At 70.6% G+C, this 21030-nt stretch carries 23 protein-coding genes; 10 read left to right on the plus strand and 13 right to left on the minus strand.

Annotation, left to right across the window (positions count from 1 at the left end; translation table 11 throughout):
• The first annotated feature begins 122 nt into the window (after positions 1 to 122).
• From ACFYYJ_RS08245 to ACFYYJ_RS08255, 3 genes are all read left to right on the plus strand, one after another.
• Positions 123 to 554: a nuclear transport factor 2 family protein gene (locus ACFYYJ_RS08245; protein ID WP_385129341.1), complete on the plus strand. Its 432-nt coding sequence runs from the start codon at positions 123 to 125 to the stop codon at positions 552 to 554.
• Complete coding sequence (locus ACFYYJ_RS08250) at positions 554 to 1405, plus strand: NmrA family NAD(P)-binding protein (RefSeq protein WP_389129830.1); 852 nt, start codon at positions 554 to 556, stop codon at positions 1403 to 1405. The genes ACFYYJ_RS08245 and ACFYYJ_RS08250 overlap by 1 nt, the downstream gene beginning before the upstream one ends.
• A gap of 102 nt (positions 1406 to 1507) precedes the next feature.
• Positions 1508 to 2098, plus strand: a complete 591-nt coding sequence (locus ACFYYJ_RS08255) for a TetR/AcrR family transcriptional regulator (RefSeq protein ID WP_389129833.1) — start codon at positions 1508 to 1510, stop codon at positions 2096 to 2098.
• 81 nt (positions 2099 to 2179) lie between these two features.
• On the opposite strand, the gene ACFYYJ_RS08260 is transcribed toward ACFYYJ_RS08255, so the two are convergent.
• Both ACFYYJ_RS08260 and ACFYYJ_RS08265 read right to left on the minus strand, forming a co-directional pair.
• The gene (locus ACFYYJ_RS08260) at positions 2180 to 3067 is read right to left on the minus strand and encodes an aldo/keto reductase (protein WP_389129836.1); all 888 of its coding nucleotides are present in this window, start codon (positions 3065 to 3067) and stop codon (positions 2180 to 2182) included.
• Positions 3068 to 3415: 348 nt separating this feature from the next.
• A complete protein-coding gene (locus tag ACFYYJ_RS08265; RefSeq protein WP_389129839.1) occupies positions 3416 to 3898 on the minus strand; it encodes an RrF2 family transcriptional regulator in 483 nt (160 codons plus the stop codon).
• 93 nt (positions 3899 to 3991) lie between these two features.
• On the opposite strand from ACFYYJ_RS08265, the gene ACFYYJ_RS08270 reads away from it, so the two are divergent.
• The gene (locus ACFYYJ_RS08270; RefSeq protein ID WP_389129842.1) at positions 3992 to 4732 is read left to right on the plus strand and encodes an SDR family oxidoreductase; all 741 of its coding nucleotides are present in this window, start codon (positions 3992 to 3994) and stop codon (positions 4730 to 4732) included.
• A gap of 39 nt (positions 4733 to 4771) precedes the next feature.
• On the opposite strand, the gene ACFYYJ_RS08275 is transcribed toward ACFYYJ_RS08270, so the two are convergent.
• On the minus strand, positions 4772 to 5473 hold the full coding sequence (locus ACFYYJ_RS08275) for a bleomycin resistance protein (protein ID WP_389129845.1): 702 nt from the start codon (positions 5471 to 5473) through the stop codon (positions 4772 to 4774).
• A 248-nt stretch (positions 5474 to 5721) separates the two neighbouring features.
• Here ACFYYJ_RS08275 and ACFYYJ_RS08280 point away from each other — a divergent pair, with 248 nt between their 5' ends.
• Positions 5722 to 6273 carry a YciI family protein gene (locus ACFYYJ_RS08280; RefSeq protein WP_389129848.1) on the plus strand — a complete coding sequence of 184 codons (552 nt, stop codon included), beginning with the start codon at positions 5722 to 5724 and terminating at the stop codon, positions 6271 to 6273.
• 127 nt (positions 6274 to 6400) lie between these two features.
• Entirely contained in the window at positions 6401 to 7912 is a 1512-nt protein-coding gene (locus tag ACFYYJ_RS08285) for a protein kinase (RefSeq protein WP_389129851.1), read from the plus strand.
• A gap of 34 nt (positions 7913 to 7946) precedes the next feature.
• Here the strand turns inward: ACFYYJ_RS08285 and ACFYYJ_RS08290 are convergent, their stop codons facing one another.
• Positions 7947 to 8555 (minus strand): TetR/AcrR family transcriptional regulator, encoded by a 609-nt coding sequence (locus ACFYYJ_RS08290; RefSeq protein WP_389129854.1) that lies wholly within the window; start codon positions 8553 to 8555, stop codon positions 7947 to 7949.
• A gap of 81 nt (positions 8556 to 8636) precedes the next feature.
• Here ACFYYJ_RS08290 and ACFYYJ_RS08295 point away from each other — a divergent pair, with 81 nt between their 5' ends.
• Positions 8637 to 9155: a cupin domain-containing protein gene (locus ACFYYJ_RS08295; protein ID WP_389129857.1), complete on the plus strand. Its 519-nt coding sequence runs from the start codon at positions 8637 to 8639 to the stop codon at positions 9153 to 9155.
• Positions 9156 to 9458: 303 nt separating this feature from the next.
• Here ACFYYJ_RS08295 and ACFYYJ_RS08300 read toward each other — a convergent pair whose 3' ends face one another.
• Positions 9459 to 9965, minus strand: coding sequence for a DinB family protein (locus ACFYYJ_RS08300; RefSeq protein WP_385129362.1), 507 nt, complete (start codon positions 9963 to 9965; stop codon positions 9459 to 9461).
• Between the two features lie 269 nt (positions 9966 to 10234).
• Here ACFYYJ_RS08300 and ACFYYJ_RS08305 point away from each other — a divergent pair, with 269 nt between their 5' ends.
• Entirely contained in the window at positions 10235 to 10552 is a 318-nt protein-coding gene (locus ACFYYJ_RS08305) for a hypothetical protein (RefSeq protein WP_389129860.1), read from the plus strand.
• A 17-nt stretch (positions 10553 to 10569) separates the two neighbouring features.
• Here ACFYYJ_RS08305 and ACFYYJ_RS08310 read toward each other — a convergent pair whose 3' ends face one another.
• From ACFYYJ_RS08310 to ACFYYJ_RS08320, 3 genes are all read right to left on the minus strand, one after another.
• Positions 10570 to 10812, minus strand: a complete 243-nt coding sequence (locus tag ACFYYJ_RS08310; RefSeq protein ID WP_389129863.1) for a hypothetical protein — start codon at positions 10810 to 10812, stop codon at positions 10570 to 10572.
• 339 nt (positions 10813 to 11151) lie between these two features.
• The gene (locus tag ACFYYJ_RS08315; RefSeq protein ID WP_389129866.1) at positions 11152 to 11475 is read right to left on the minus strand and encodes a plasmid stabilization protein; all 324 of its coding nucleotides are present in this window, start codon (positions 11473 to 11475) and stop codon (positions 11152 to 11154) included.
• Between the two features lie 358 nt (positions 11476 to 11833).
• A complete protein-coding gene (locus tag ACFYYJ_RS08320) occupies positions 11834 to 12031 on the minus strand; it encodes a hypothetical protein (RefSeq protein ID WP_389129869.1) in 198 nt (65 codons plus the stop codon).
• 239 nt (positions 12032 to 12270) lie between these two features.
• Between ACFYYJ_RS08320 and ACFYYJ_RS08325 the strand changes: the two genes are divergently transcribed.
• The gene (locus ACFYYJ_RS08325) at positions 12271 to 13791 is read left to right on the plus strand and encodes a glutamate synthase subunit beta (protein WP_389129872.1); all 1521 of its coding nucleotides are present in this window, start codon (positions 12271 to 12273) and stop codon (positions 13789 to 13791) included.
• 178 nt (positions 13792 to 13969) lie between these two features.
• On the opposite strand, the gene ACFYYJ_RS08330 is transcribed toward ACFYYJ_RS08325, so the two are convergent.
• Together ACFYYJ_RS08330 and ACFYYJ_RS08335 are read right to left on the minus strand one after the other, a co-directional pair.
• Positions 13970 to 15088: a fatty acid desaturase family protein gene (locus tag ACFYYJ_RS08330; protein ID WP_389129875.1), complete on the minus strand. Its 1119-nt coding sequence runs from the start codon at positions 15086 to 15088 to the stop codon at positions 13970 to 13972.
• Positions 15089 to 15095: 7 nt separating this feature from the next.
• Positions 15096 to 16151 carry a ferredoxin reductase gene (locus tag ACFYYJ_RS08335; RefSeq protein ID WP_389129878.1) on the minus strand — a complete coding sequence of 352 codons (1056 nt, stop codon included), beginning with the start codon at positions 16149 to 16151 and terminating at the stop codon, positions 15096 to 15098.
• Positions 16152 to 16238: 87 nt separating this feature from the next.
• Between ACFYYJ_RS08335 and ACFYYJ_RS08340 the strand changes: the two genes are divergently transcribed.
• Positions 16239 to 17378 carry a PucR family transcriptional regulator gene (locus ACFYYJ_RS08340; RefSeq protein WP_389129881.1) on the plus strand — a complete coding sequence of 380 codons (1140 nt, stop codon included), beginning with the start codon at positions 16239 to 16241 and terminating at the stop codon, positions 17376 to 17378.
• Positions 17379 to 17796: 418 nt separating this feature from the next.
• Here ACFYYJ_RS08340 and ACFYYJ_RS08345 read toward each other — a convergent pair whose 3' ends face one another.
• The 3 genes from ACFYYJ_RS08345 to ACFYYJ_RS08355 all read right to left on the minus strand — a co-directional run bounded on the left by ACFYYJ_RS08345 (position 17797) and on the right by ACFYYJ_RS08355 (position 20959).
• Positions 17797 to 18369, minus strand: coding sequence for a GNAT family N-acetyltransferase (locus ACFYYJ_RS08345; protein WP_385129372.1), 573 nt, complete (start codon positions 18367 to 18369; stop codon positions 17797 to 17799).
• Between the two features lie 261 nt (positions 18370 to 18630).
• Entirely contained in the window at positions 18631 to 19281 is a 651-nt protein-coding gene (locus tag ACFYYJ_RS08350; protein ID WP_389129885.1) for a fasciclin domain-containing protein, read from the minus strand.
• An 88-nt stretch (positions 19282 to 19369) separates the two neighbouring features.
• A complete protein-coding gene (locus ACFYYJ_RS08355) occupies positions 19370 to 20959 on the minus strand; it encodes a molybdopterin-dependent oxidoreductase (protein WP_389129888.1) in 1590 nt (529 codons plus the stop codon).
• Positions 20960 to 21030: the final 71 nt, after the last annotated feature.

The raw sequence follows: 21030 nt of genomic DNA on the forward strand, positions 1-21030 counted from the left end.
AGTTGGCGTAACGGACCGGCGGTCCGTATTCTCTCATCTATGCGGACCGTCGGTCCGATTCACCTCGGTCGGCCCCGAAGCGCCGCTTCGTCATGCCTTCGAGCAGAACGGAAGCCTTGATCATGAGCACCTCCATGGACCCCGCGGAGCTGTACCGCCACGGTCTGACACTCCTCGTCGAGAAGGACATCCCCGGCTGGGTGGACCTGTGGGACGAGGACGGCGTCCTGGAATTCCCCTTCGCGCCCCCCGGCCGGCCCGAGCGGCTCGAAGGCCGCCAGGCCGTGCTGGAGTACATGCGCCACTACCCCGAACACATCGACATCCACGACTTTCCCGACGTGACGATCCACCGGACCACCGAGCCCGAGACGATCGTGGTCGAGATGCGCGCCGTCGGCCGCCTGGTCGAGACGGACACCCCGTACGACATGACCTACATCGCCGTCGTCACGGTCAAGGACGGGCTCATCACCACCTACCGCGACTACTGGAACCCCCTGGCCGCCGTCCAGACCGGCGCCGACTTCACCGCAACGAGGAGCACCCACTGATGGACCACCTCGACGCCGCCACCCTCGTCATCGGAGCCACCGGCACCACCGGCCGCCGCGTCACCACCGGGCTCGTCGCCCGGGGCCGCCGCGTCAAGGCCGCGAGCCGCAGCGCCGTCCCGGTGGAGGGAGCCCCGGCCGTCCGCTTCGACTGGAACGAGCCCGCGACCTGGGACGGAGCCCTCGACGGCATCGACCGCGCCTATCTCGTCCCGCCCATCGGCTCGTTCGACCCCGCCGCCGCCATGCTGCCCTTCCTCCACCGGGCCCGCGCGTCCGGGATGCGCCGCGCGGTGCTTCTCGGCTCTTCGGCGATCCCGGCCGGCGGTCCGGCGGTGGGCCGGGTCCACGAGGCCCTGCCCGGCCTGTTCGAGGAGTGGGCGGTCCTCCGGCCCTCCTGGTTCATGCAGAACTTCGCCGGCTCCGCCCCGCACGCCCGCAGCATCCGTGAGGACGGCGTGATCCTCACGGCCACGGGGAAGGGTCGGATCGGTTTCGTCGACGCCGAGGACATCGCCGCCGTCGCCGTCCGCGCCCTGACCGACGAGCAGGCACCCAACACGGACCTGATCCTCACCGGGCCGCAGGCCCTGACGTACGACGATGTCGCCGCGACCATCACCGAGGTCACCGGCCGGCCCGTCGAGCACCGGCACCTGACCTTCGCCCAACTGCGCGCCCGCTGGGCGTCCGAGATCCCGCTGGAGTTCGCCACCATGCTGGCGGACATGGACCGCGCCATCGCGGAGGGAGCGGAGGACCGCACCTCGGACACCGTCGAGCGGATCACCGGTCGCCCCGCAGGCACGCTCCGCGCCTTCGTGGAACGGGAGGTCGGACGGGCCGGCTGAAGGTCCCGGTGCCGTCCGTGCGCGGGACGGGCGGCGCTGACGCGCGCACCCGCCGCATATCATTCCCCGGGGCCGGGACCGGCCGAAGACCGAGGAGGACCCGTGGCTCAGCGTGCGGAACGCGCGGACGCCGTACGCAATCGGGAGGCCGTGCTGGCCGCCGCCGACGCGCTGTTCGCCGCCAGCAGCAGCCCCCACAGCGTCTCCATGGACGAGATCGCCGTGGCCGCAGGCGTCGGCAAGGGCACCCTCTTCCGACGCTTCGGCGACCGCGCCGGCCTGATCGGAGCCGTCATCGCCTCCCGCCTCGAACCCCTGCGCCAAGCCGTACGGGAAGCCCAGGAGGCCCCCGGGTCCACGCCGCGGCAGCGGGTGCGGGACCTCCTCGACGCCTCTCTCCGCTTCAAGATCGAGAACCGGAACCTCATGGCCGCCGCGGAGGACGCCGGGATCGGCAGCCCCTACGAGGCGGAGCACTACGGCTGGTGGCACGAGATGCTCCGGGCCCAACTGGAGGGCGTGCCCGGCACCCGCGACGCGGACTTCACCGCCCACGCCCTGCTGGCGGCCATCCGCGCCGACCTCGTGGCGCACCTGGTCGACGACGCGAAGATGACCCCTGAGGGGCTCCGATCGGCGCTCGCGTCGTACGTCGACACCGTGCTCGGCACCCCGGCCACCGACGAGGGGTGACTCGGCCGGAGCGGCACCAAGACGGTGTTGCCGACATGGCGGTGCGCCGTTCCGGCCCCCATCGATCGGCCACCCGTCGGTTCACGCCTCCAACCGCGCCAGCTCCTCGGCGCTCAGCGTGAGCTCCGTCGCCCCGGCCGAGTCCGTGACGGAGGCCGGACGGCTGGCTCCCGGTACCGGGATGACGGCGGGGGAGCGGGCGAGCAGCCAGGCCAAGGCGACCTGTTGGGGGCTGACGTCGCGCTCGGCTGCGATGCGGTGGAAGGCGGTGCCGGTGGGGGCGGGGCCGGTGGAGGCGGGGCCGGAAGGGCCGTCGAGGGAGCTGCGCGAGATGCCGCCGAGCGGGCTCCAGGGCAGGAAGGCCAGTCCCAGCCGCGTGCTCAGTCGCAACTCGGGCTCGCTGTCGCGCATGACGGGCGAGTACTGGTTCTGCACGGAGACGAGTCCGTCGCCGAGGATCCGATGCGCCTCGCGGATCTGGTCACACGTGACGTTGGAGATGCCCGCGGCGCGGATCGTACCCGCGTCGAGCAGGCCGCGCAGCGCGCCGACGGACTCGGCCCAGGGCACGGCGGGGTCCGGCTTGTGCAGCTGGTAGAGGCCGATGGCGTCGACGCCGAGGCGCTTGGCGGAGGCCTCGGCGGCGTGCTTGAGGTGTGCGGGCGTGGCGGTGACGGTCCAACTGCCGTCGCCGGGGCGGCCGCGTCCGCCCTTGGTCGCCACCAGGACGTCCGAGGTGTCGCCGCCGTAGCCGGCCAGGGCGCGGGCGATCAGCTCTTCGTTGTGGCCCGCCTCGCCGGCGTGCCAGTGGTAGCTGTCGGCGGTGTCGATGAGGGTGACGCCGGCATCGAGGGCGGCGTGGATGGTGGCGACGGCCCGCGCTTCGTCGGGGCGGTGCTCGATGGACAGGGGCATGGCGCCCAGACCTACGGCGCTGACGGTGTTGTGGCCGATGGTGCGGTACCGCATGGTGGCTCGACTTCCTCGGGGTCGGTGACGGCTCGGGGCGACAGTGCCGGGCGGCCGTCCGGTGGCTGGAGAGCAGGGCAACTCCCCTTCCATTGCCGGATGGTGGACGCCTTCCCGGCCTGCTTCCCCCATCCTGGAGGCCGGTCGCCATCAGCAGAAGCCCGTACCCACTGGTTGCGTATTAAGAAGAACTGTTGACCGATGGTCAGGAGGAACTCCGCAACCGGACCTCCTCGTCGAGCAGCTCCCACACCGGCGGACCGGGAGACGCGTCGGCCGGGCAGGGCTTGACGGAACGTGTGTCCGCCTGGTGCTGCGTGGACCGGCCCGGGCGAGTGCGGACCGGCCTCAACCGCGGGGCGGCGTGAGCCAGGTGCCGATGGTCGGCAACACCTCGGGTCCGCTGTCGCGGTCCACCGCGCCGACCAGGTCGGCGATGGTCACGCCCTGCAGCGAGGCGCGCCACGCGGTTTCGGCCTCTGCCATCACGCGGGCGATCCCACAGGGTTTCGTGCACTTCTCGGGCGGCGCCCCCAGCGGGCCGCGCCGGCGGATCTCGGTGCACACGAACGCGGGGTCCGTCCCGTCGACCGCCAGCACGACGTCGAGGACGGTGATCTCGGATGCCGGCCTGGTCAGCACGTACCCGCCGGTCTTGCCCTGCACGGAGGTGACCAGCTCCGCCCGGGAGAGGGCCTGCATCTGCTTGGCCAGGTAGCTGGCGGAGACGTCGTGCAGCAGTGCCAGCCGAGCGGCCGGGACCGGCTCGGATGCCGCGGTCAGCACCACGCAGCAGTGCAACGCCCACTCCACGCCGCCGGACAGTTTCACGCGTCCTCCTGTTTACCCGGACACATTCTATCCGCGTATGATCTCGGACAAGACTTGTCCGAGTTATCGATTCCCTTTACGGAGGACACGGCCATGAAGATCACGGTCATCGGCGGCACCGGACTGATCGGCTCCCGGCTCGTGACCGCACTGCGCGGCGCGGGGCACGAGGTCGTCTCCGCCGCCCGGTCGGGCGGCGTGGACCTGACCACCGGCACGGGACTGGACGAGGCGCTCGACGGCGCGCACACGGTCGTCGACGTGACGAACTCGCCCACCTTCGACTCCGCGTCGAGCGACTTCTTCCGCACCGCCACGGAGAACCTGCTGGCGGCGGGGGAGCGGGCCGGGGTCCGACACCAGGTCGCCCTGTCGATCGTCGGCGTCGACCAGGTGCCGCAGCTCGACTACTACCGGGCCAAGACGCTCCAGGAGGACATGCTCAAGCAGGGGTCGATCCCGTACTCGATCGTCCGCGCCACCCAGTTCTTCGAGTTCGTCGACGGGATCCTGTCCTGGACCGCCGACGACACCACCGTGCGGCTGCCCTCCACGCCCCTGCGGCCGATCGCGGCGGCCGAAGTGGTGGCGGCGCTGGCCGAGGTCGCCACCGGCCGCCCGCTGGACGGGACCCTCGACATCGCGGGCCCCGACGTCCTGCCCCTCGACGGGCTCGGCCGCCTCACCCTGTCGGCCCGCGGGGACGCCCGTACCGTCGTGACCGACGAGGGGGCGGGCCCGTTCGCACTCGTCGAGGGGGACGCGCTGACCGGCGGGCCCGGAGCGAGGACCGCCCACACCCGGTACGAGGCCTGGCTCGGCGCCCGTTCCTGAGGCGCGTCCGTCAATCAACGAGCGGCTGTGACCAGCTCCTCAGCCCAGCAGTTGCCCGAGGCGTTCGAGGTCGTCGTGTACGGACTCCTGTTCCTCCTGGGTGAGGTGGACTGCGGTGGCCGCGGCGAGCGCGGACGTCGCGGTGTCCGTCTCGCCGAGGCGAGCGGCGACGTCCGCACGCAGCACGAGAAGGCGAAGCAGTTGCACAGGCGTCGGCCGTTCGTCCTGAAGGCGCAGCGCCCGGTCGATGATCTTCGCGGCGCCCGCCGCGTCTTCCTTGGAGTCCGCAAGGAGGGATGCGTGGTGCAGGGCCCGGGCGAAGGTCTCCTTGGGGGCGGGCCGGTGGTGCTGGTCGTCGCTCGTCTGCTGCCCGACGCGGATGCAGTTGCCGCCCGGATCGGTCATGAGGAACTGCCGCACGCCGTGTGACGTGTTCTTCAGCGGCCCGAGGCGTGGCAGCCCGCGGTTCGGCACCCTCCCGTACGCCGCCTTCAGTCTGGCGCGAAAGATCTCGTGCAGCCCGTCGACGTCATCGGTCTGGACGATGCACGTACTGAACGACTCGGCCGGCTCGTACTGCTTCATCCCGAAGAAGTGGAGCCGTATGCCGCCGCGTTGGACGGCCGCGTACGGATTGGGGCTCTTCTGTTGGAAGGTCACCTCGAACCCGAGGGTCGTATAGAAGTCGAGAACGGGCTGGATGGTCTGGCACGGCAGGATCGGAACGGTTTTCTCACCCATGTCGCCACTCTAGTCAAAGTTGACTAGAAGGCTGAGGGATTGTCGGCGATCTGCTTGGATATCCTCGGCGCGTCCGCAGCACCGGCGGACGCACGGCTACTGGTGTGTGACGGCCTGCCCGCTGTGCAGGCGGCAGAGACGACTCGACCCGGCCACCGATCCCGCCGCCCCGAGCGCCGAGGCCCCCGAGTGGCCGGCACGGCGAGAGGCACTGGACCGGGTGACCTCCTCGAAGCGACCATACGGGCATGGAGTTCCTCTGCTACCACCGTGACCGGCCCGGCTCTCTGGCGCTGCGTGACGAGTTGCTCGAAGAACACTGGTCCTACATGGACCGGTACGCGAAGGAGATGGTCGCCCGGGGCCCGACCCTCACCAGCGACGGCAGCGCACCCACCGGCAGCCTGCACATCCTCGACCTGCCCGATCCCGCCGCCGCCCGCGCATTCGCCTTCGGGGAACCGGGTTACCAGGCCGGCGTCTACCGGGACGTGCTGCTGCGGCGGTGGCGCAACCTGCTGGGACGCACGATGTGGGACTTCCCCGGCGGGCGGACCGGTGGCAACCGGTACTTGGTGCTCGGCCTCGGCACGGGACGGGCCGCCGACCTCGCCGTGCCGGCCGACCGGGACGAACTGATCGCCTACGGACCGCTGTTGTCCGACGACGGTGCCACTTGGCTCGGCACGGCGGTGTTGCTCCGCGCGTCGGACCGGGAGACGGCGCGCGCCGTCCTGACCCAGGACCGGTACGCCGACATCGAGGTGCACAACTGGCGGTTCGGCGGGCGGCCTTCGTGATCCGACGACGTCCGTCGGCGTCGCCGCCGCGGAAACCCCTCGATGAACAGCCATCGGTTCCCCGTACCCATGGGGTCCCGGCCCGCCGGCCCCGGGTACGAGGGCGCGTCGGGTTGGGTTCGGGGACGTGACTCACGATCTCGGACGACTGCTGGCCGGGCGGTACCGGCTGGCCGAACTGCTCGGCCAGGGCGGCATGGGGACCGTCTGGCGGGCCCTCGACGAGCAACTCGGACGGGAGGTCGCCCTCAAGGAACTCCGGTTCCCCGACGACCTCGACGCGAATCGGCGCGAGGCTTGGATCGCCCGCCTCGACCGTGAGGCGCGCGCGGCCGCCAGGCTGAAGCATCCGGGGGTCATCACCGTCCACGACCGGATAGCAGGCGATGACGGCCGTCCGTGGATCGTGATGGAACTGGTCCGCGGACGCTCTCTGGACGACCTGATCAAGGAGGGCGGCCCGCTTCCGCCGGGCAAAGTGGCCGGGATCGGGCGGCAGGTCCTGGACGCGCTGCGCGCCGTGCACGCCACGGGCGTCACCCACCGGGACATCAAGCCGGCCAACGTGCTGCTCGAAGGTGAACGGGTGGTGCTGACCGACTTCGGGATCGCCGCCGTGGAGGGCGAGCCCGGTCTGACCCGATCGGGGGCCCTCATGGGGACCCCCGTCTACATGTCCCCCGAGCAGGTGCGAGGTCTCCAGGCGACCGCCGAATCCGATCTGTGGTCCCTGGGTGCGACGCTCTTCACGGCCGTGGAGGGTCACGCCCCGTTCAGCGGTGCCGGTTCCTGGGCGGTCTTCGTCGCCATCGCCACCGAAGAACCCGCCCCGGCCGTCCGCGCGGGGGACCTTGCCCCCGTTTTGACGGGTCTGCTCCGCAAGGATCCGGCGCAGCGTCTCACTGCCGAGGAGGCCTACGACCTGCTCGCCGGACCGGCGGGCGAAGCGCAGCGCTCAGGGCCGGCGCCCGCGCCGACATCCACGTCCACGCTGCGGCTGGGCGCGGCGCCGGGCCCCGTCCCCGGAGCGGGACGGCCGGACCCTCCGGCGCATGGCCCCGTCCGCCCTGTCCGCCGGCGGCGGTACTTGCTGGGCGGCCTGGCGGCGGTCGCCGTGGCCGCCCTGACCGCGATGCCCTGGTGGTTACCGGAGTCCGGATCTCCCGGCGACGACACCGGCCGTAGCCGCGCGACCGACTCCACGGCGCCCACCGCACATTCCCCGTCTCCTCCCCCTGCCGCACCGCCGCCCACGGCCGCCGCGTCCACCCCCACTCCCACCCCCACCCCGACGTCCAAGGTCACGCACGCCCCCCTCGATCGCCAAGGCGTCGAGAGCGTCTTCGCCCTCTACATGAACGGCCTGGCCCGGCAAGACATGACCTCGCTGCGCCGAGGCACTTGCCCCCGACTGCGCGCGAGCCTGCTCGGATTCGCCCTCAACGGCTACTTCGTGGACCGCTGGGAACTCCAGCCGTACGAGATCCCCCCGAACACGGACGAGCTCAGCGTGGAAGCGAAGATCACGCGGCGGGACCCCGAGACCGGGAAACCCGCAGGCGAGGTCCTCAACCAATGGATCATCGAGCGGGCCGCGGACCAGCAGTACTACGTATGCGGCTGGCTCAACGGGGAGTGAGTCGGCCGCCCCATCAAGCGACAGTCCTCCGATTTCAGGAGTTCACGCCGACCGCTTCCACCAGCGTGACCATGACCTCGACTGCCTCCTGGTCGGTGAGCCCTTGTTCCCGACACAGTGAACGCCAGGTCGAGAACGCCGAGGCGTGGCCGATGACCGCCGGCAGGAGCGTGTCGTCGGCCTTCGGCCACGCATTGGCCAGCACTTCGACGTACTGCCGGGTGGTCTGGGCCCGATGCTCGCGGATTCGTTCGGGCACGGCGTGTTGGTCGCGGTTGACCAGTGTCAGCATCTGCTCGCCCGCGCGGTAGAAGCGGTAGATGTCGGCGAGACCGGCAGTGAGTCGCTCGTGGGGGTTCTCGATCGCGCCCCATTCCTCGGGCCGCGGCGGCGTCTGCAACGACAGCCAGTGTCCCGAGCACGCCTCGAACAGAGCCGCCTCGTCCGGGAAGTGCCGGTAGACGGTCAGCCGGGTGACCCCCGCGTGCTCGGCGATCGCTGCGATGCTCGTCGAAGCCGGGCCCGCGGTGCCGTGCAGATGCACGGCGGCCTCGACGATGCGCTGCCGAGTACGGCCCACGTCCTCGGCACGTTTGCGCATCTCGTAGCCACGTGTTTTCGGTGAACGCTGCTGTTCGCTCAAATCTTGACGCCCCAGGGCCTACGGTGGAGACTTTTAAGAGAACACCAGTGTATCTCCAAATTGCGTCGAGGAGTGATCGTCATGATCGAGCCGTCGGCCCCGCCGCTCACCATCGTCCGCCCCGGCGAGGGCGCCGAGGGCTTCCTGGGTTCGATCGGGGTCGCCTTCAAGCTGTGGGGTGCCGACACCGGTGGTGCGGTCTCGGTCGTCGAGCACCCGTTCCCGGTCGGAGCCTTGGTGCCGCCGCACCTGCACACCCGAGAGGACGAGTACTCGATCGTCACCGAGGGCGAGATCGGGTTCCGTTCGGGCGACCGCGAAACCGTTCTGGGCGCCGGCGGGTACATCACCAAGCCGCGCGGGGAGCTTCACGCGATGTGGAACGCCGGCTCCGTTCCGGCCCGAATGATCGAGATCATCAGTCCGGCCGGATTCGAGAACTTCTTCCGCGAGCTGGCCGAGATGCTCGCCGACGGGCCGCCGTCGACGGAGGACGCAGTGCCGGTGCTGGCCGCCAAGTACGGGCTGGAGTTCGGGCGGCCCGCCTGGCTGCCCGACGTCATCTCTCGCTTCGATCTGACGCCGCCGCCCGGCATCTGAGCCGCCGGTGTATGACCGGGCCGGCTCGAATCCACGGATTTCTCGGGTCGGCCCGACAGCGGGGCGTGGATGTCTGTGCTCGACCACCCTCGGCTTTCACCGCTGTGTCCGCTGCGGAAGGAGCCGGGGAGGCCGCGGGCATGGACCCGTTGCCGGCTGATCGACGGGAACGGTGGCGAACCCGGGCCGGCACGCCGTGGAGGGATGTCCCCGACCCGGTAGGGCCCACCTGTTCCGCTACGAAGCGACAGCGCTGGCCGCCGTCATCAAGGCGAGGCTTTGACCAGCACTGTCGCAACAGGCCTAGTAGCCGGTTGCGCCGTCGAGCATCTCGCGCAGGATGTCCAGGTGGCCGTTGTGGCGGGCCGTCTCCTCGGTGAGGTGGAGGAGGATCCAGCGCAGGTCGACGTGGAGGCCGTTACGGATGGTTCGCTGGGCCTGCTTGTCCAGGTCGTTCCCGGCGACCAGTTCGCGGTAGCGGGCGCTCTGTTCGGCGTATTCGTCGAGCAGCTGCGTGAGCGGGAAGTCGACGGCGATCCGCATCTCGCGGTCGGGGTCCTCGTCGGTCATGGGGGCCAGGTCTTCCTCGCCGAGGAAGATCACCTGGAACCAGTAGTACTCGACCCAGCGAAGGTGGTTGATGAGTCCGCTCATGGTCATCAGCGGTGAGCCCGGGAGGAGCACCTTGCGGGCGTTCTCCGCGGAGACGCCTTCGCACTTGGCGCGGGCGGTGCCACGTGCGAAGTCGAGGAACGTGGTGAGCTGGGTGCGCTCGTCCCACGCGGGGGGTGTGTCATCGATTCTTGTCATCGCGCGAAGCATCCCTGATCACCGCGCCCCATGTCGAGCGACTTATCAGTCGAAGACCTGGCGGTCAAGGGTCTTGTGCGCACCCGCCTCGCCCAGTCCGTACGCGACGCCGGAGGGTCGGCGTTCGTCGCCCCGTCCATCCTGATCGCCTCCGCGACACCAGCCGGACGACCAACGACCATCGATCAGGGCGAGGGGCGCGGGTTGCCGCTCGGCGCGCACAGGTTCCCTGCCGAGTCCGCTGGGCCGGGACGGCCTCGCGGGAGTCCATGCCCGACCGGGCATCGCCTTCGGTGGTGTGCGGCCGGCTGCCCCAAGGTTGGAGGGAACGACGTCGTGTCGCGGTGTTCGTCGCCGTGAACGTGGCGGGCCTGTCGACTGAGTGGCGCCTGCCGGCGGGGGACGCGATGGGGGCGGTGCCACTGCTGTTGTCGGCGATGCCGAAGACCTCCGAGCGGTGTGCGGAACACTCCATCCAGCGCAAGCTCGACGCGATCGCCCGGGCCATGCTGGAGCAGCAGGAGGGCACGCGAGGGAAGGCCCACGAGGATCTGAAGGACGCCATCCGGATGGAGGAACGCCTGTAGCCGGCGGCGGGTCGTATTCAGGTCTGGGTGGCGATCGCGGTGCACAGGACGGCGATGCCCAGAGCGAGCCAGGCGAGGTAGTCGCCCAGATGGCCGGAGTGCAGGCGACGCGGCACCCGGACGGCGCGGGCCGCCGGATGTCCGCCATCGGGCCGTGGCGCGCCGCGGTGGACAGCGGCGATGGCGAGAGCCAGGGCCAGGCCGGTGGACAGCAGGCAGCGTCGCCCGGAGCGCGCCGCGCACGCCGTGGAAGTCGGCACCCGCGGCCAGCCGTACCCGTCGGGCCGCGAACGCCGAGACCAGCGCGGCGACACCGGCCACCAGCAGCTCGGCCGTGGAGACCGTGCCGATCGACACGACCGTGATGCCGAGCAGGGCGACGGCACGGCCCACACCGCGATCTCGATCCCCGCGCGCACTCGACCCTCCGTCCGCTCATGCTGCCCATGGGCGACCGCCAGACGCCCCGCCACCGTGTGGCTGCCCACGCACGTGGGCTGCCGTCACCCGTGCAGCCCTGCACGAGTCCGCGAGACGCCTCAGTCGAGCGAATCCGGCGGGCGGGCGGGCGTCCGGGAGGCGGGGTCAGTCGGTCGAAGTCAGTGGCCCAAGGCGCGCTTGAGTTCGGCCTTGTCCATGGCGGAGCGTCCTTTGAGGCCCTTCTGCCTCGCCTCGTTGTACAGCTGCTCCTTCGTAGGTCCTTGGGATCCGCTGTGGGAGTGCTGTCCCCCGCGCTTGGAGGAGGACATGTCCTGGAGGGAGGTCCGGCTGGCCGTCTTCGACTCGCCTGCCCGGGCACGTTCCTTGTTCACCGTGCGGGCCGCGATCTCCTTCGCCCGCGATTCCGATTCGCCGCGCTCCTGCGCGGACTCCTTGATGTGCTCGTACTGCCGTTCCCGCTTGGGGGAGGATCCCCGGGGCATGGCTGTCCCCTTTCACTTCTCCGTCCGGTCCGGCTGTCCCGGGTCGTCTGCCCGGGACGGGACGGCGTATGAGTCCTGCGACCGCCATGACAGGGTCAAGGTTGGCCGGTACGGCCGAGAGCCGGCGTCACTCGGGAGGAGGCCGGTGCGGGGGCGGAGGAGAGGGCCAGGGCGGGGATGTCGTCACATGGCCGGGCTCCTCGTGCGTGGACCGTATGGCCGCTCTGTCACCGTGGCACGGAAGGGCCCGTGCTGCCGTGCCGGGCCTGGTGCCCGTAGGCCGGTCGAGCGATCCGCCGACGTTTCCGGAAGGCAGGCGCGTCCTGGCTCGGCTCTTCTCCGCTTCTGGCGGGGCGTCTCATCGGGGGCCGTGCCAGTCCAGGCACAGGACGGTCGCGTCGTCCTTCGGCGGCCTGCCTTCGTAGGCGGCCTCTTGTACCTGGGCGCGTACGTCCGCCGTGATCTGGGTGAGGAACAGCTCCAGGACGCCGACGGTGTCGCCGCGGTTGGTGACCGGGGCGAGCAGCCGACAGCCGTCCTCGTTCTCCGGGGCCACCACCAGCTCCTGGCCGCGATTTGCGATTCCGGTTTCGCCAGACCTGAACCCGGGATCCTGCGACGTACTCCGACGGGGCGCCACGTCATCACCTGTCGTCGAGCCCGGTAGGACGGGCCGGGTGCCGGTTCGTCCGGGCGGCGTAATCTGGGGAAAAAGGTGATGTACGGCGCGCTTCGGGCGCGCCGTACCGCGCCTCTCACCTCTCACCTCTCGCACCCGGGCCAGGGAGGCGGCGCGTGACCGATCCGTACGGCTTCCTCAAGATCCCCCGCAGGGCCGTTCCGGCGCGGCCCGTCGAGGAGCGGCTCGGGGACTGGCGCGAGGTGTACGCCGGGCAGGCCCTGCTGCCGCTGGTCCGCGAGCAGGCCGACCGCTGCATGGACTGTGGCGTCCCCTTCTGCCACACCGGCTGTCCGCTCGGCAACCTGATACCCGAGTGGAACGCCTACGCCGCCCGCTCCGACTGGCGCGCCGCGTACGAGCGGCTGCACGCGACGAACAACTTCCCCGAATTCACGGGCCGGCTCTGCCCGGCGCCCTGCGAGGACGCCTGCGTCCTCGCGATCAACGCCGATCCGGTGACCATCAAGAACGTCGAGCAGACGATCGCGGACGAGGGCACGCGGCGCGGCTGGATGACCCCGCGCCCGCCGGAGCGACGGGGCGCGAGGTCCGTGGGGGTGATCGGCTCCGGCCCGGCGGGCCTCGCCGCGGCCCAGCAGCTGACCCGGGCCGGGCACCGGGTCGTGGTCCACGAGCGGGCCGACCGGCTCGGGGGGCTGCTCCGCTACGGCATCCCCGAGTTCAAGATGGAGAAGGAGCACCTCGACCGCCGGATCGAGCAGATGCGGGACGAGGGCACCTCCTTCGTGACGGATTCGGACGTGGGCGGGGCCGAACCGGCCGACGCGCTGCGAGGCCGCCACGACGCCCTGATCGTCGCTGTCGGCGCCGGGGAGCCCCGGGAGCTCCCCGTCGCGGGGCGTTCCCTGGGCGGCATCCACCAGGCGATGGAGTACCTGACCTGGGCCAACCGGGTGTGCGCCGGGGACCGCCCCGCATCCCCGGTAACGGCGGACGGCGTCCACGTGGTGGTCGTCGGCGGCGGCGACACCGGATCGGACTGCCTGGGCACGGCCCTGCGGCAGGGCGCGCTGTCGGTGGTCCAGCTGGACATCAACCCCGAACCGGGGTCCGACCGGGCCGACGGCGAGCCCTGGCCGGTGCGCCCGAGGGTGTACCGGATCTCCCACGCCCACGAGGAGGCGCGCGGCCGGGCGGGCTCCGACCCTCGGCTGTTCTCCAGTGCCACGTTGCGCTTCGAGGGGGACGCCGGCGGCCGGGTGCGGGCGCTGCGGCTGACCGCCGTCGAGGCGGGGGAGCGGCGGCCCCTGGAGGGCACCGAACGGGTGATCGAGGCCGGACTGGTCCTGCTGGCGCTGGGCTTCTCCGGGCCCGAGCGGGCCGGCGGGCTGCGCGAGCAGTTGGGGCTGGAGTACGACGGGCGCGGCAACTTCGCGCGGGACGCGGACTTCGCAGCCGCCGGCGGACGGGCGCCGGGGGTGTTCGTGGCCGGGGACGCGGGCCGGGGCCAGTCGCTGGTGGTGTGGGCCATCGCCGAGGGCCGGTCGGCGGCCTCGGCGGTGGACCGCTACCTGACCGGCTCCACGGTCCTGCCGGCCCCGGTGGCGGCGCACGACCGGCCCATGACGGCGCTGGGGCGCCTGCGGTACGGGAGCGACCCGGACGGGACCTGAGGCCCGGCGGGATTCAGGGCCGTTCCTCGTACCGGAGGTGGTGGCGGGCGGCGACGGGGTCGATCCTCGCGGGGGCCGGTTCCGCGCCGGTGACACGGCGGGCCCGGCCTCGGCCACGTCCTCGACGTAGCGCTGCCCGCCCCGGCCCCCCGTCCGGACAGCCGAACCCATTCGGAGATCAGGCCGCGACGAGCTCCCGCTCGCGGTCCGGCGTCTTGACCCTCGGCTTCCTGTTCGGCAGCGAGAGCCGGAAGACCTTGCGCCACGCCGAGAACACCTGCTTGGGCAGCGGCCCGGTGACGTACTCCAGCTCGTACTTTTCGAACAGCGCGCGCACCTTCACCGCGACCTCGGCGTACCGGTTGCTCGGCAGGTCCGGGAACAGGTGGTGCTCGATCTGGTGGGACAGGTTGCCGGTCATGAAGTGCATGGCCTTGCTGCCGCTGATGTTCGCCGAGCCCATCATCTGGCGCAGGTACCACTGGCCGCGCGTCTCGCCCTTGATCGACCGGCGCTCGAAGACCTGCACGCCCTCGGGGAAGTGCCCGCACATGATCACCGAGTGGGACCAGATGTTGCGGACCAGGTTCGCGGTGAACGTGGCGGCGAGCGTGGTGAGGAACGACGGGCCCGACAGCAGCGGGTGGATCACGTAGTCCTTGAGCACCTGCTTGCGGATCTTGCGGCCCACGGCCTTGGCCCGAGCGCGGAACTCCGGGTCCTTGCGGCGGCGCTTGTGCAGGTTCTTGCCGAGCTCCAGGTCGTACGCCGCGATGCCGTACTCGAAGAAGCAGGCGTTGATGAAGTTCCACAGCGGCTGGCCGAGGTGGAACGGGTGCCACCTCTGGTCCTCGTCGACGCGCATGATGCCGTAGCCGAGGTCGTTGTCCTTGCCGATCACGTTGGTGTACGTGTGGTGCAGCTCGTTGTGCGAGTGCTTCCACTGGTCGGACGGCGAGACGTGATCCCACTCCCAGGTGGTGGAGTGGATCTTCGGGTCCCGCATCCAGTCCCACTGGCCGTGCAGGATGTTGTGGCCGATCTCCATGTTGTCCATGATCTTCGCCACGGAGAGCCCGGCGGTGCCGATCAGCCAGGCGGGCGGGAAGAACGAGAACAGCAGCACCCCCCTGCTGACCAGCTCGAGCTTGCGCTGCGCCGAGATGACCTTGCGGATGTAGGCGGCGTCCTTCTCGCCCCGGCTGGCGATCACCTCATCGCGGATCGCGTCCAGCTCGCGGCCGAGCTCCTCGATCTGCTCCGCGGTCAGGTGGGCGGTGGGGTCGATGGCGGTCAAGGTGCTCCTACCGTTCGATGTCGCAGGCGCCCGCCGCGGCGGACACACAGGTCTGGATGAGGACGCCCGGCTCGGCCTCGGTGATCTCGCCGGTGCGCAGGTCGCGGACGGCGCCCGCTTTGAGGGGCGTGACGCAGCCGAAGCAGATGCCCATGCGGCATCCGGACGGCATGAGCACGCCGGCCTCCTCGCCGACGTCCAACAACGGCGTGGCGCCGTCCGCGTCGACGGTCTTGCCGGTGGCGCTGAACGTCACCTCGCCGCCGTCACCGGCGACGACGATGCCGGGGCGGAAGCGTTCGGTGTGCAGTCGCTCTTGGACGCCGTGTTCGCTCCAGAACCCTTCGGCGGCGTCGAGCAGGCCCGCGGGCCCACAAGCCCAGGTCTCGCGCTCGGCCCAGTCGGGCACCAGTTCGTCGAGACGGGCGATGTCGAGCATGCCGTCGATGTCGGTGTGCACCTCGGTGAGCCGCAGCTTCTTCCGCGCGACCAAGTCGTGCAGCTCCTTGCGGAAGATCACGTCTTGCGGCTGTGGCGCGCAGTGGACCATGACGGCATCGTCGAACTCGATGTCGCGCAGCATGCCCATCACCGGCGTGATGCCGCTGCCGGCCGTCAGGTAGAGCACCTTGGCGGGCTTGGCCTCCGGCAGCACGAAGTCACCGGTTGCCTGGTCGAGCTGGACCAGCGTGCCCGGCTTCGCCTGGCGGACCAGGTGGTTGCTGACCTTGCCGTCCGGGATCGCCTTCACGGTGATCGTGACGCGGCCGTCCCGGCGGTTCGTCGGCGAGGTGATGGAGTAGGCACGCCACAGGCGCCTCCCGTCGACGTCGACCCCGATCCGTACGTACTGACCGGCCGTGTGACCGCGCCAGCCCCGGCCCGGCCTGATCACGACAGTCGCGGCGTCACCCGTCTCCGGGTGCACGGCCTCGATGCGCCCCCGCAGGTCAGCGCCCGCACGCAGCGGGCTGACCAGGTCGAGGTAGTCCGACGGCAGCAGCGGCGTCGTGACCATCTCCAGCAGTTTCCACGCCCTACTGCGGAGGGCTGCACTCGTCATGACTCCAGCTTGATGCGCCTCAAGGCGTAAAGTCCTGACCGTAGGACGTAAATCTGGTCGACTGAATTGTTCGCAGGAAACAAAAACGTGAACCATGCAATCCGGAGGGCCAGCGAACTGGCCCTGGACGAGACGACGGTCACCGCGCTTCGGGCCGCGCTGAAGACCACCGCGGACGAGGTCGTCCAGGCGATCATCGACGAGGTCCCTCCCTACGCCAACGCACTTTCGGGCCGCATGGGCGGCACCATCCGCCGAGCCGTACGCACCGCCCTGGGACACTACCTGGATCTCGCGAGCGGGAACGCCGTCGGCGACGACGGCGGTGACGCGGCCTATGAGCTGGGCCGCGGCGAGGTGCGCGACGGCCGTTCGATGGACGCCCTGCTCAGCGCCTACCGCGTCGGCGCCCGCGTGGCCTGGCGATGCCTGGCAGCGGGTGCCGTACCCGCGGGTCTGCCCGCCGCCGAGGTCGCCAAGTTCGCCGAGCTGACCTTCGCCTACATCGACGAGCTCTCCGCCGCGAGCGCCGCGGGCCACGCCGACGAACTGGCCGCCCAGGGCCGTGACCACGAGCGCCACCTGGAACACCTGGCCCGCGACCTCCTCGCGGGCGCGAGCCCTGACGTACTGCTGGCCTCCGTCCAGCGGGCCGGGTGGCAGCCCCCGGTTTCACTGACCGCGGTCCTGCTGCCCGCCGGCCAGGCCCGGCCCGCCTACCGCACGCTCGACCCGGGCACCCTCGTCCTCGACGACCTGCCGGACGCCACCGGTGTGCTGCTCGTCCCGGATGCCGACCGGTCACACCTCCTGCGGCAGCTGACCGACCGCATCGCCGTGGTCGGCCCGCCACGGCCATGGATGCGCGCGTCCGCCTCGTACGCACGAGCCACACGCGCGCGCTCCCTCTCCTCCGACATCCGCGACACCGAGGACCACCTGCCCGAGCTGGTGCTGAGCGCCGACGTGGACGCGTTCGCGGACCTGCGCGCCCGAGCCCTCGCACCGTTGCGGACCTTGTCCGTCGCGACCGCACGGCGGCTGGAGGAGACGTTGCGGGCGTGGCTGCTGCACCAGGGCAGGCGGGACGAGGTGGCGGCGGCGCTGTTCGTCCATCCCCAGACCGTCCGGTACCGGATGTCGCAACTTCGAGAACTGTTTCCGGACCTCGCATCGCCACACCGGGTCCTGGAGCTGACGCTGGCGGTCGGCCTTCGGACCGTCTGACGCGTACGGCGACCGTCCACGACCGCGTCGAGATCGGTTTCCTCGCGATCGTCGGATACCGCGCCACGGTATCGGCGAGCCGGGTGGCTTCGGGGGCGCGTCCTCCCGGCCGGCGCGGGGGCAGGTCGGCAGGCGGGGGCCGCGGGACGTCTGGAAGCCCTGACGGTGGCGCTGCCCGGCGAGGCGAGCGGATACGTGGTTCCCGCCACGGTCGGAGCGGGCGGGACCGGCGGCAGCGGAGGCGCTGATGGACAGGCGATGGCCCTGATCGTCTACCGACGGCCACCCGCACCCATCGCACCCGCAGCAGTCCGGATTGATCGTGAGGCGCTTCGTGGGGAGGCCGCAGGGCTTGCTCCGAACTCAATCGGAGCAAGCCTGTGTGCAGTCGCCGCTGCTGGTCCGCCGGCAGGTGGCATCAAGCCTGGCTGAAAGACCGTTCGCTCGGTGAGTGGAGTTGGGCGAACTCGCCAGCGAGCAAGCCCATCATGACGACGTCGAGATATTGGCCGGCAGAGAAGACTTGGTCGCGGAGGCGACCTTCTTCCACGAAACCGAGACGCCGTTGGAATGCCAACGACCCCTCATTATCCGCGAAGACCCGCGCTCCACACTTGTGAAAGCGCCGCTCGTCGAACATGAAGCGCAGCAGCATCACCACGGCTTCCGACGCGTAGCCCTTGCGCCGATGACCGGCTTCCATCGTGACGCCGTACTCGAACCAGCCCGCACGTGGATCGGCGTGGTGCGAGCCGACAGCACCGACTATCTCTCCCGTGTCGACTGCTTCGATCGCCAAACCGAAGCAGTCGCCATCGGACTTGGCGGCGGCCTGCTCTTTCGCCCAGGCGCGAAATTCTTCCGCGGAACGGGGCGGGTTGAGCAGGTCTCCCAACCGTTCCTCGTCCTCCGCGAAGCGCATGAACGCGCTCCAATCGTCAGGCTCGATACCGCGCAGGCGTACTCGTCGACCAGTCCAGAACGATGTCATCCCCTATTCGATCATGTTTCGGCGCGCGAGGTCCAGGCTTTCAGGCGGCTTCGGATGGCCTTTGACCTGGCATTCTTCAGATCCCGGAAATCGATGGACCGGACGAAATCCGAGGGATCCCGCTCTCGACGGGGACCATCGTGCCGGGCCGACCTCACCGGCCGATCCACCGGAAGCGGTCGGCCATGCGGGTGGCCCTGCGCCCTTCGAGGGAAGGACGCAGGGCCACCGGCCGTTGAGGGCTCGTTTCTCCGGCGCGTGCTACTTGGGCATCAGGACGGTGTCGACGATGTACACGTTGGCGTTGGCCGTCTTGACGTTGCCGCAGACCACGTTGGAGGTGTCGTTGACCTTGTAGGCCTCGCCGGAGCCCTTCGTGGTGACCATGCCCTTCTCGAGGGTCGCGAAGCTGCCGTTCTCCAGCTGCCCGGGGGTGAGCTTCTGGCCGACGACGTGGTAGGTGAGGATCTTGGTGAGGGTGGCCTTGTCGGCGAGGACCTTGTCGAGGTCGGCCTTCGGGATCTTCGCGAAGGCGTCGTTGGTCGGCGCGAACACCGTGATGTCCTTGGCGTTGTTGAGGGTGTCGACGAGCCCGGCCTTCTTGACGGCGGCGACCAGGGTGGAGAGGGCGGGGTTGTTGGAGGCGGCGGTGGCGACCGGGTCCTTGGCCATGCCGTCGAACGAACCCGCGCCTTCCTTGGGAACGCCGGCGCAGGCCGGGCCGAAGGGCTGGTCGCCGGTCATCGGGTCGCTTGCGGGGGTGCTCTCGCCCGTATTGGCCTGGTCGCCGGCTGCCGCGGTGGGGGCGGCCTTGGTGTCGCTGCCGGAGTCCGAGCAGGCGGCCAGGGAGAAGGGCAGCAGGGTGGCTGCGGTGACGGCGATCGCGGTACGGCGGATCTTCAGGCTGTTCATGATCGATTGCTCCGTGAAGGTTCGGATGTACAGGGGTGTGAACTGGCTGGTTGTGCTGCCGGATCCGGCCTTCGGCCGGTCCGGTGGTCTAGGGGACGGTGACGAAGACGCTGTGCCGGCCGCTCGCTCCGTCGGGGATGGTGCGGGCGCGCTCTTCGGTCTGCACCGCTCCTGTGCCGTCGGTGGCGCGGACGGTGATCGTGTGCCCGCCGGGTGTGGCCTGCCATGGACGGGACCACTGGCGCCAGGTGTCGACGGTGTCCTGGACGGCGAGGTCGGCGTCTTGCCAGGGCCCGTCGTCGATGCGGACTTCGACGCGGGTGATGCCGCGGTGCTGGGCCCAGGCGACTCCGGCGATCGTGACGGTGCCGGCAGCGGGGCGGGCGAAGGGCTTGGGGGTGTCGATGCGGGCCTGCGTCTTGATCGGCGCCTTCCGGGCCCATTTGCGCTTGACCCAGTAGGGGTCGTAGGCGTCGAACGTGGTGAGTTCGATGTCGGTGATCCACTTGCAGGCCGACACGTACCCGTACAGGCCGGGGACGAGCATCCGGACCGGGAAGCCGTGGTCGAACGGCAGTGGTTCGCCGTTCATGGCGACCGCGAGCATCGCGTCGCGGCCGTCCATGACGTCCTCGACCGGGGAGCCGAGCGTCATCCCGTCCACCGAGCGGGCCACCAGTTGGTCCGCCTCGCCTCCTTGGGACGGTGGCCGGACTCCTGCTTCGCGGAGGAGGTCGGTGAGACGTACGCCGAGCCAGCGGGCGTTGCCGATGTAGGGGCCGCCGACCTCGTTGGAGACGCAGGTCAGCGTGATGTCACGTTCGATCAGGGGGCGCGCGAGGAGTTGGTCGAGGGTGTAAGTACGCGGCCGGGTCACCCCTTTGCCGTGGATCCGCAGCCGCCAGGTGCCTGCGTCGACTTGGGGGACGGTCAGGGCGGTGTCGACACGGTAGAAGTCGGCGTTGGGAGTGGTGAAGGGGCTGATACCGGCTACCTTCAGCCGGGCGCCGGCCGGAATGGCTGGAGCCGGGGAGGCGGGAGCCGGCAGGACCAGGCCCTCGCGGGAGGCGACGGCTCCCTGGCCCCGACGACCGGCCAAGAACCGGCCCAGTGCCCCGGCCGACACCGCCACGCCTGCGGTCACACCGGCCGCGGCAAGGAAACCCCGCCTGCTCCACACCCCGACGTCCTCGCCGTCCACACCGGCTGGGGCCGGGACGGGTACGGCTTTGGACGCGAGGACGAACAGGGCGAGTGCTCCCGCGAGGGCTCCGGCGATCGAGGGCAGTGCATCGACGATGCCGGTGGAGTCCGGGCGGCTGAGAGCTGCTGCGGTGCCGACGATCCCGAACAGCAGCACGCCTGCGGCGCCGGCCCGCCGGTGGGACAGGGCCAGGATGCCCAGGCCAACGGCGATGACGGCGAGAACCGCGAGGATCCCGAGTTGCAGGACGGTCTTGTCGTTCACCCCGAACGTGCGGATCGCGAAGTCCTTCACCGCAGCCGGTGTCCGGTCGATCACCGCGCCCCCGACGACCGTCACGGGCCCGGCCGCCGGACGCACCAGTCCGGCCACCAGCTCGGCCACGGCCAGAGCCGTGAACGCGGCCAGAACTCCGGCCGGCGCGCCCAGTGCTGCGCGGGAGAGGATGTTGCGGAAGCTGCTCACACCCGGCATTCGGCCGCACCCACCCGGCGGATTGGTCAGACCCTCGAAAGAGTGAACCGTCCGGCTGGGTTGCCGTCACC

Source organism: Streptomyces sp. NPDC002467, assembly GCF_042889825.1.
Classification (GTDB): domain Bacteria; phylum Actinomycetota; class Actinomycetes; order Streptomycetales; family Streptomycetaceae; genus Streptomyces.

What these genes read in the sequence shown, in the direction of transcription:
- ACFYYJ_RS08345 (WP_385129372.1), bottom strand. Translation starts at nt 18,369, where the DNA reads ATGACATCGTTCTGGACTGGTCGACGAGTACGCCTGCGCGGTATCGAG.
- ACFYYJ_RS08315 (WP_389129866.1), bottom strand. Translation starts at nt 11,475, where the DNA reads ATGCCCCGGGGATCCTCCCCCAAGCGGGAACGGCAGTACGAGCACATC.
- ACFYYJ_RS08280 (WP_389129848.1), top strand. Translation starts at nt 5,722, where the DNA reads ATGGAGTTCCTCTGCTACCACCGTGACCGGCCCGGCTCTCTGGCGCTG.
- ACFYYJ_RS08355 (WP_389129888.1), bottom strand. Translation starts at nt 20,959, where the DNA reads ATGCCGGGTGTGAGCAGCTTCCGCAACATCCTCTCCCGCGCAGCACTG.
- ACFYYJ_RS08335 (WP_389129878.1), bottom strand. Translation starts at nt 16,151, where the DNA reads ATGACGAGTGCAGCCCTCCGCAGTAGGGCGTGGAAACTGCTGGAGATG.
- ACFYYJ_RS08350 (WP_389129885.1), bottom strand. Translation starts at nt 19,281, where the DNA reads ATGAACAGCCTGAAGATCCGCCGTACCGCGATCGCCGTCACCGCAGCC.
- ACFYYJ_RS08275 (WP_389129845.1), bottom strand. Translation starts at nt 5,473, where the DNA reads ATGGGTGAGAAAACCGTTCCGATCCTGCCGTGCCAGACCATCCAGCCC.
- ACFYYJ_RS08245 (WP_385129341.1), top strand. Translation starts at nt 123, where the DNA reads ATGAGCACCTCCATGGACCCCGCGGAGCTGTACCGCCACGGTCTGACA.
- ACFYYJ_RS08260 (WP_389129836.1), bottom strand. Translation starts at nt 3,067, where the DNA reads ATGCGGTACCGCACCATCGGCCACAACACCGTCAGCGCCGTAGGTCTG.
- ACFYYJ_RS08295 (WP_389129857.1), top strand. Translation starts at nt 8,637, where the DNA reads ATGATCGAGCCGTCGGCCCCGCCGCTCACCATCGTCCGCCCCGGCGAG.
- ACFYYJ_RS08300 (WP_385129362.1), bottom strand. Translation starts at nt 9,965, where the DNA reads ATGACAAGAATCGATGACACACCCCCCGCGTGGGACGAGCGCACCCAG.
- ACFYYJ_RS08305 (WP_389129860.1), top strand. Translation starts at nt 10,235, where the DNA reads ATGCCCGACCGGGCATCGCCTTCGGTGGTGTGCGGCCGGCTGCCCCAA.
- ACFYYJ_RS08250 (WP_389129830.1), top strand. Translation starts at nt 554, where the DNA reads ATGGACCACCTCGACGCCGCCACCCTCGTCATCGGAGCCACCGGCACC.
- ACFYYJ_RS08270 (WP_389129842.1), top strand. Translation starts at nt 3,992, where the DNA reads ATGAAGATCACGGTCATCGGCGGCACCGGACTGATCGGCTCCCGGCTC.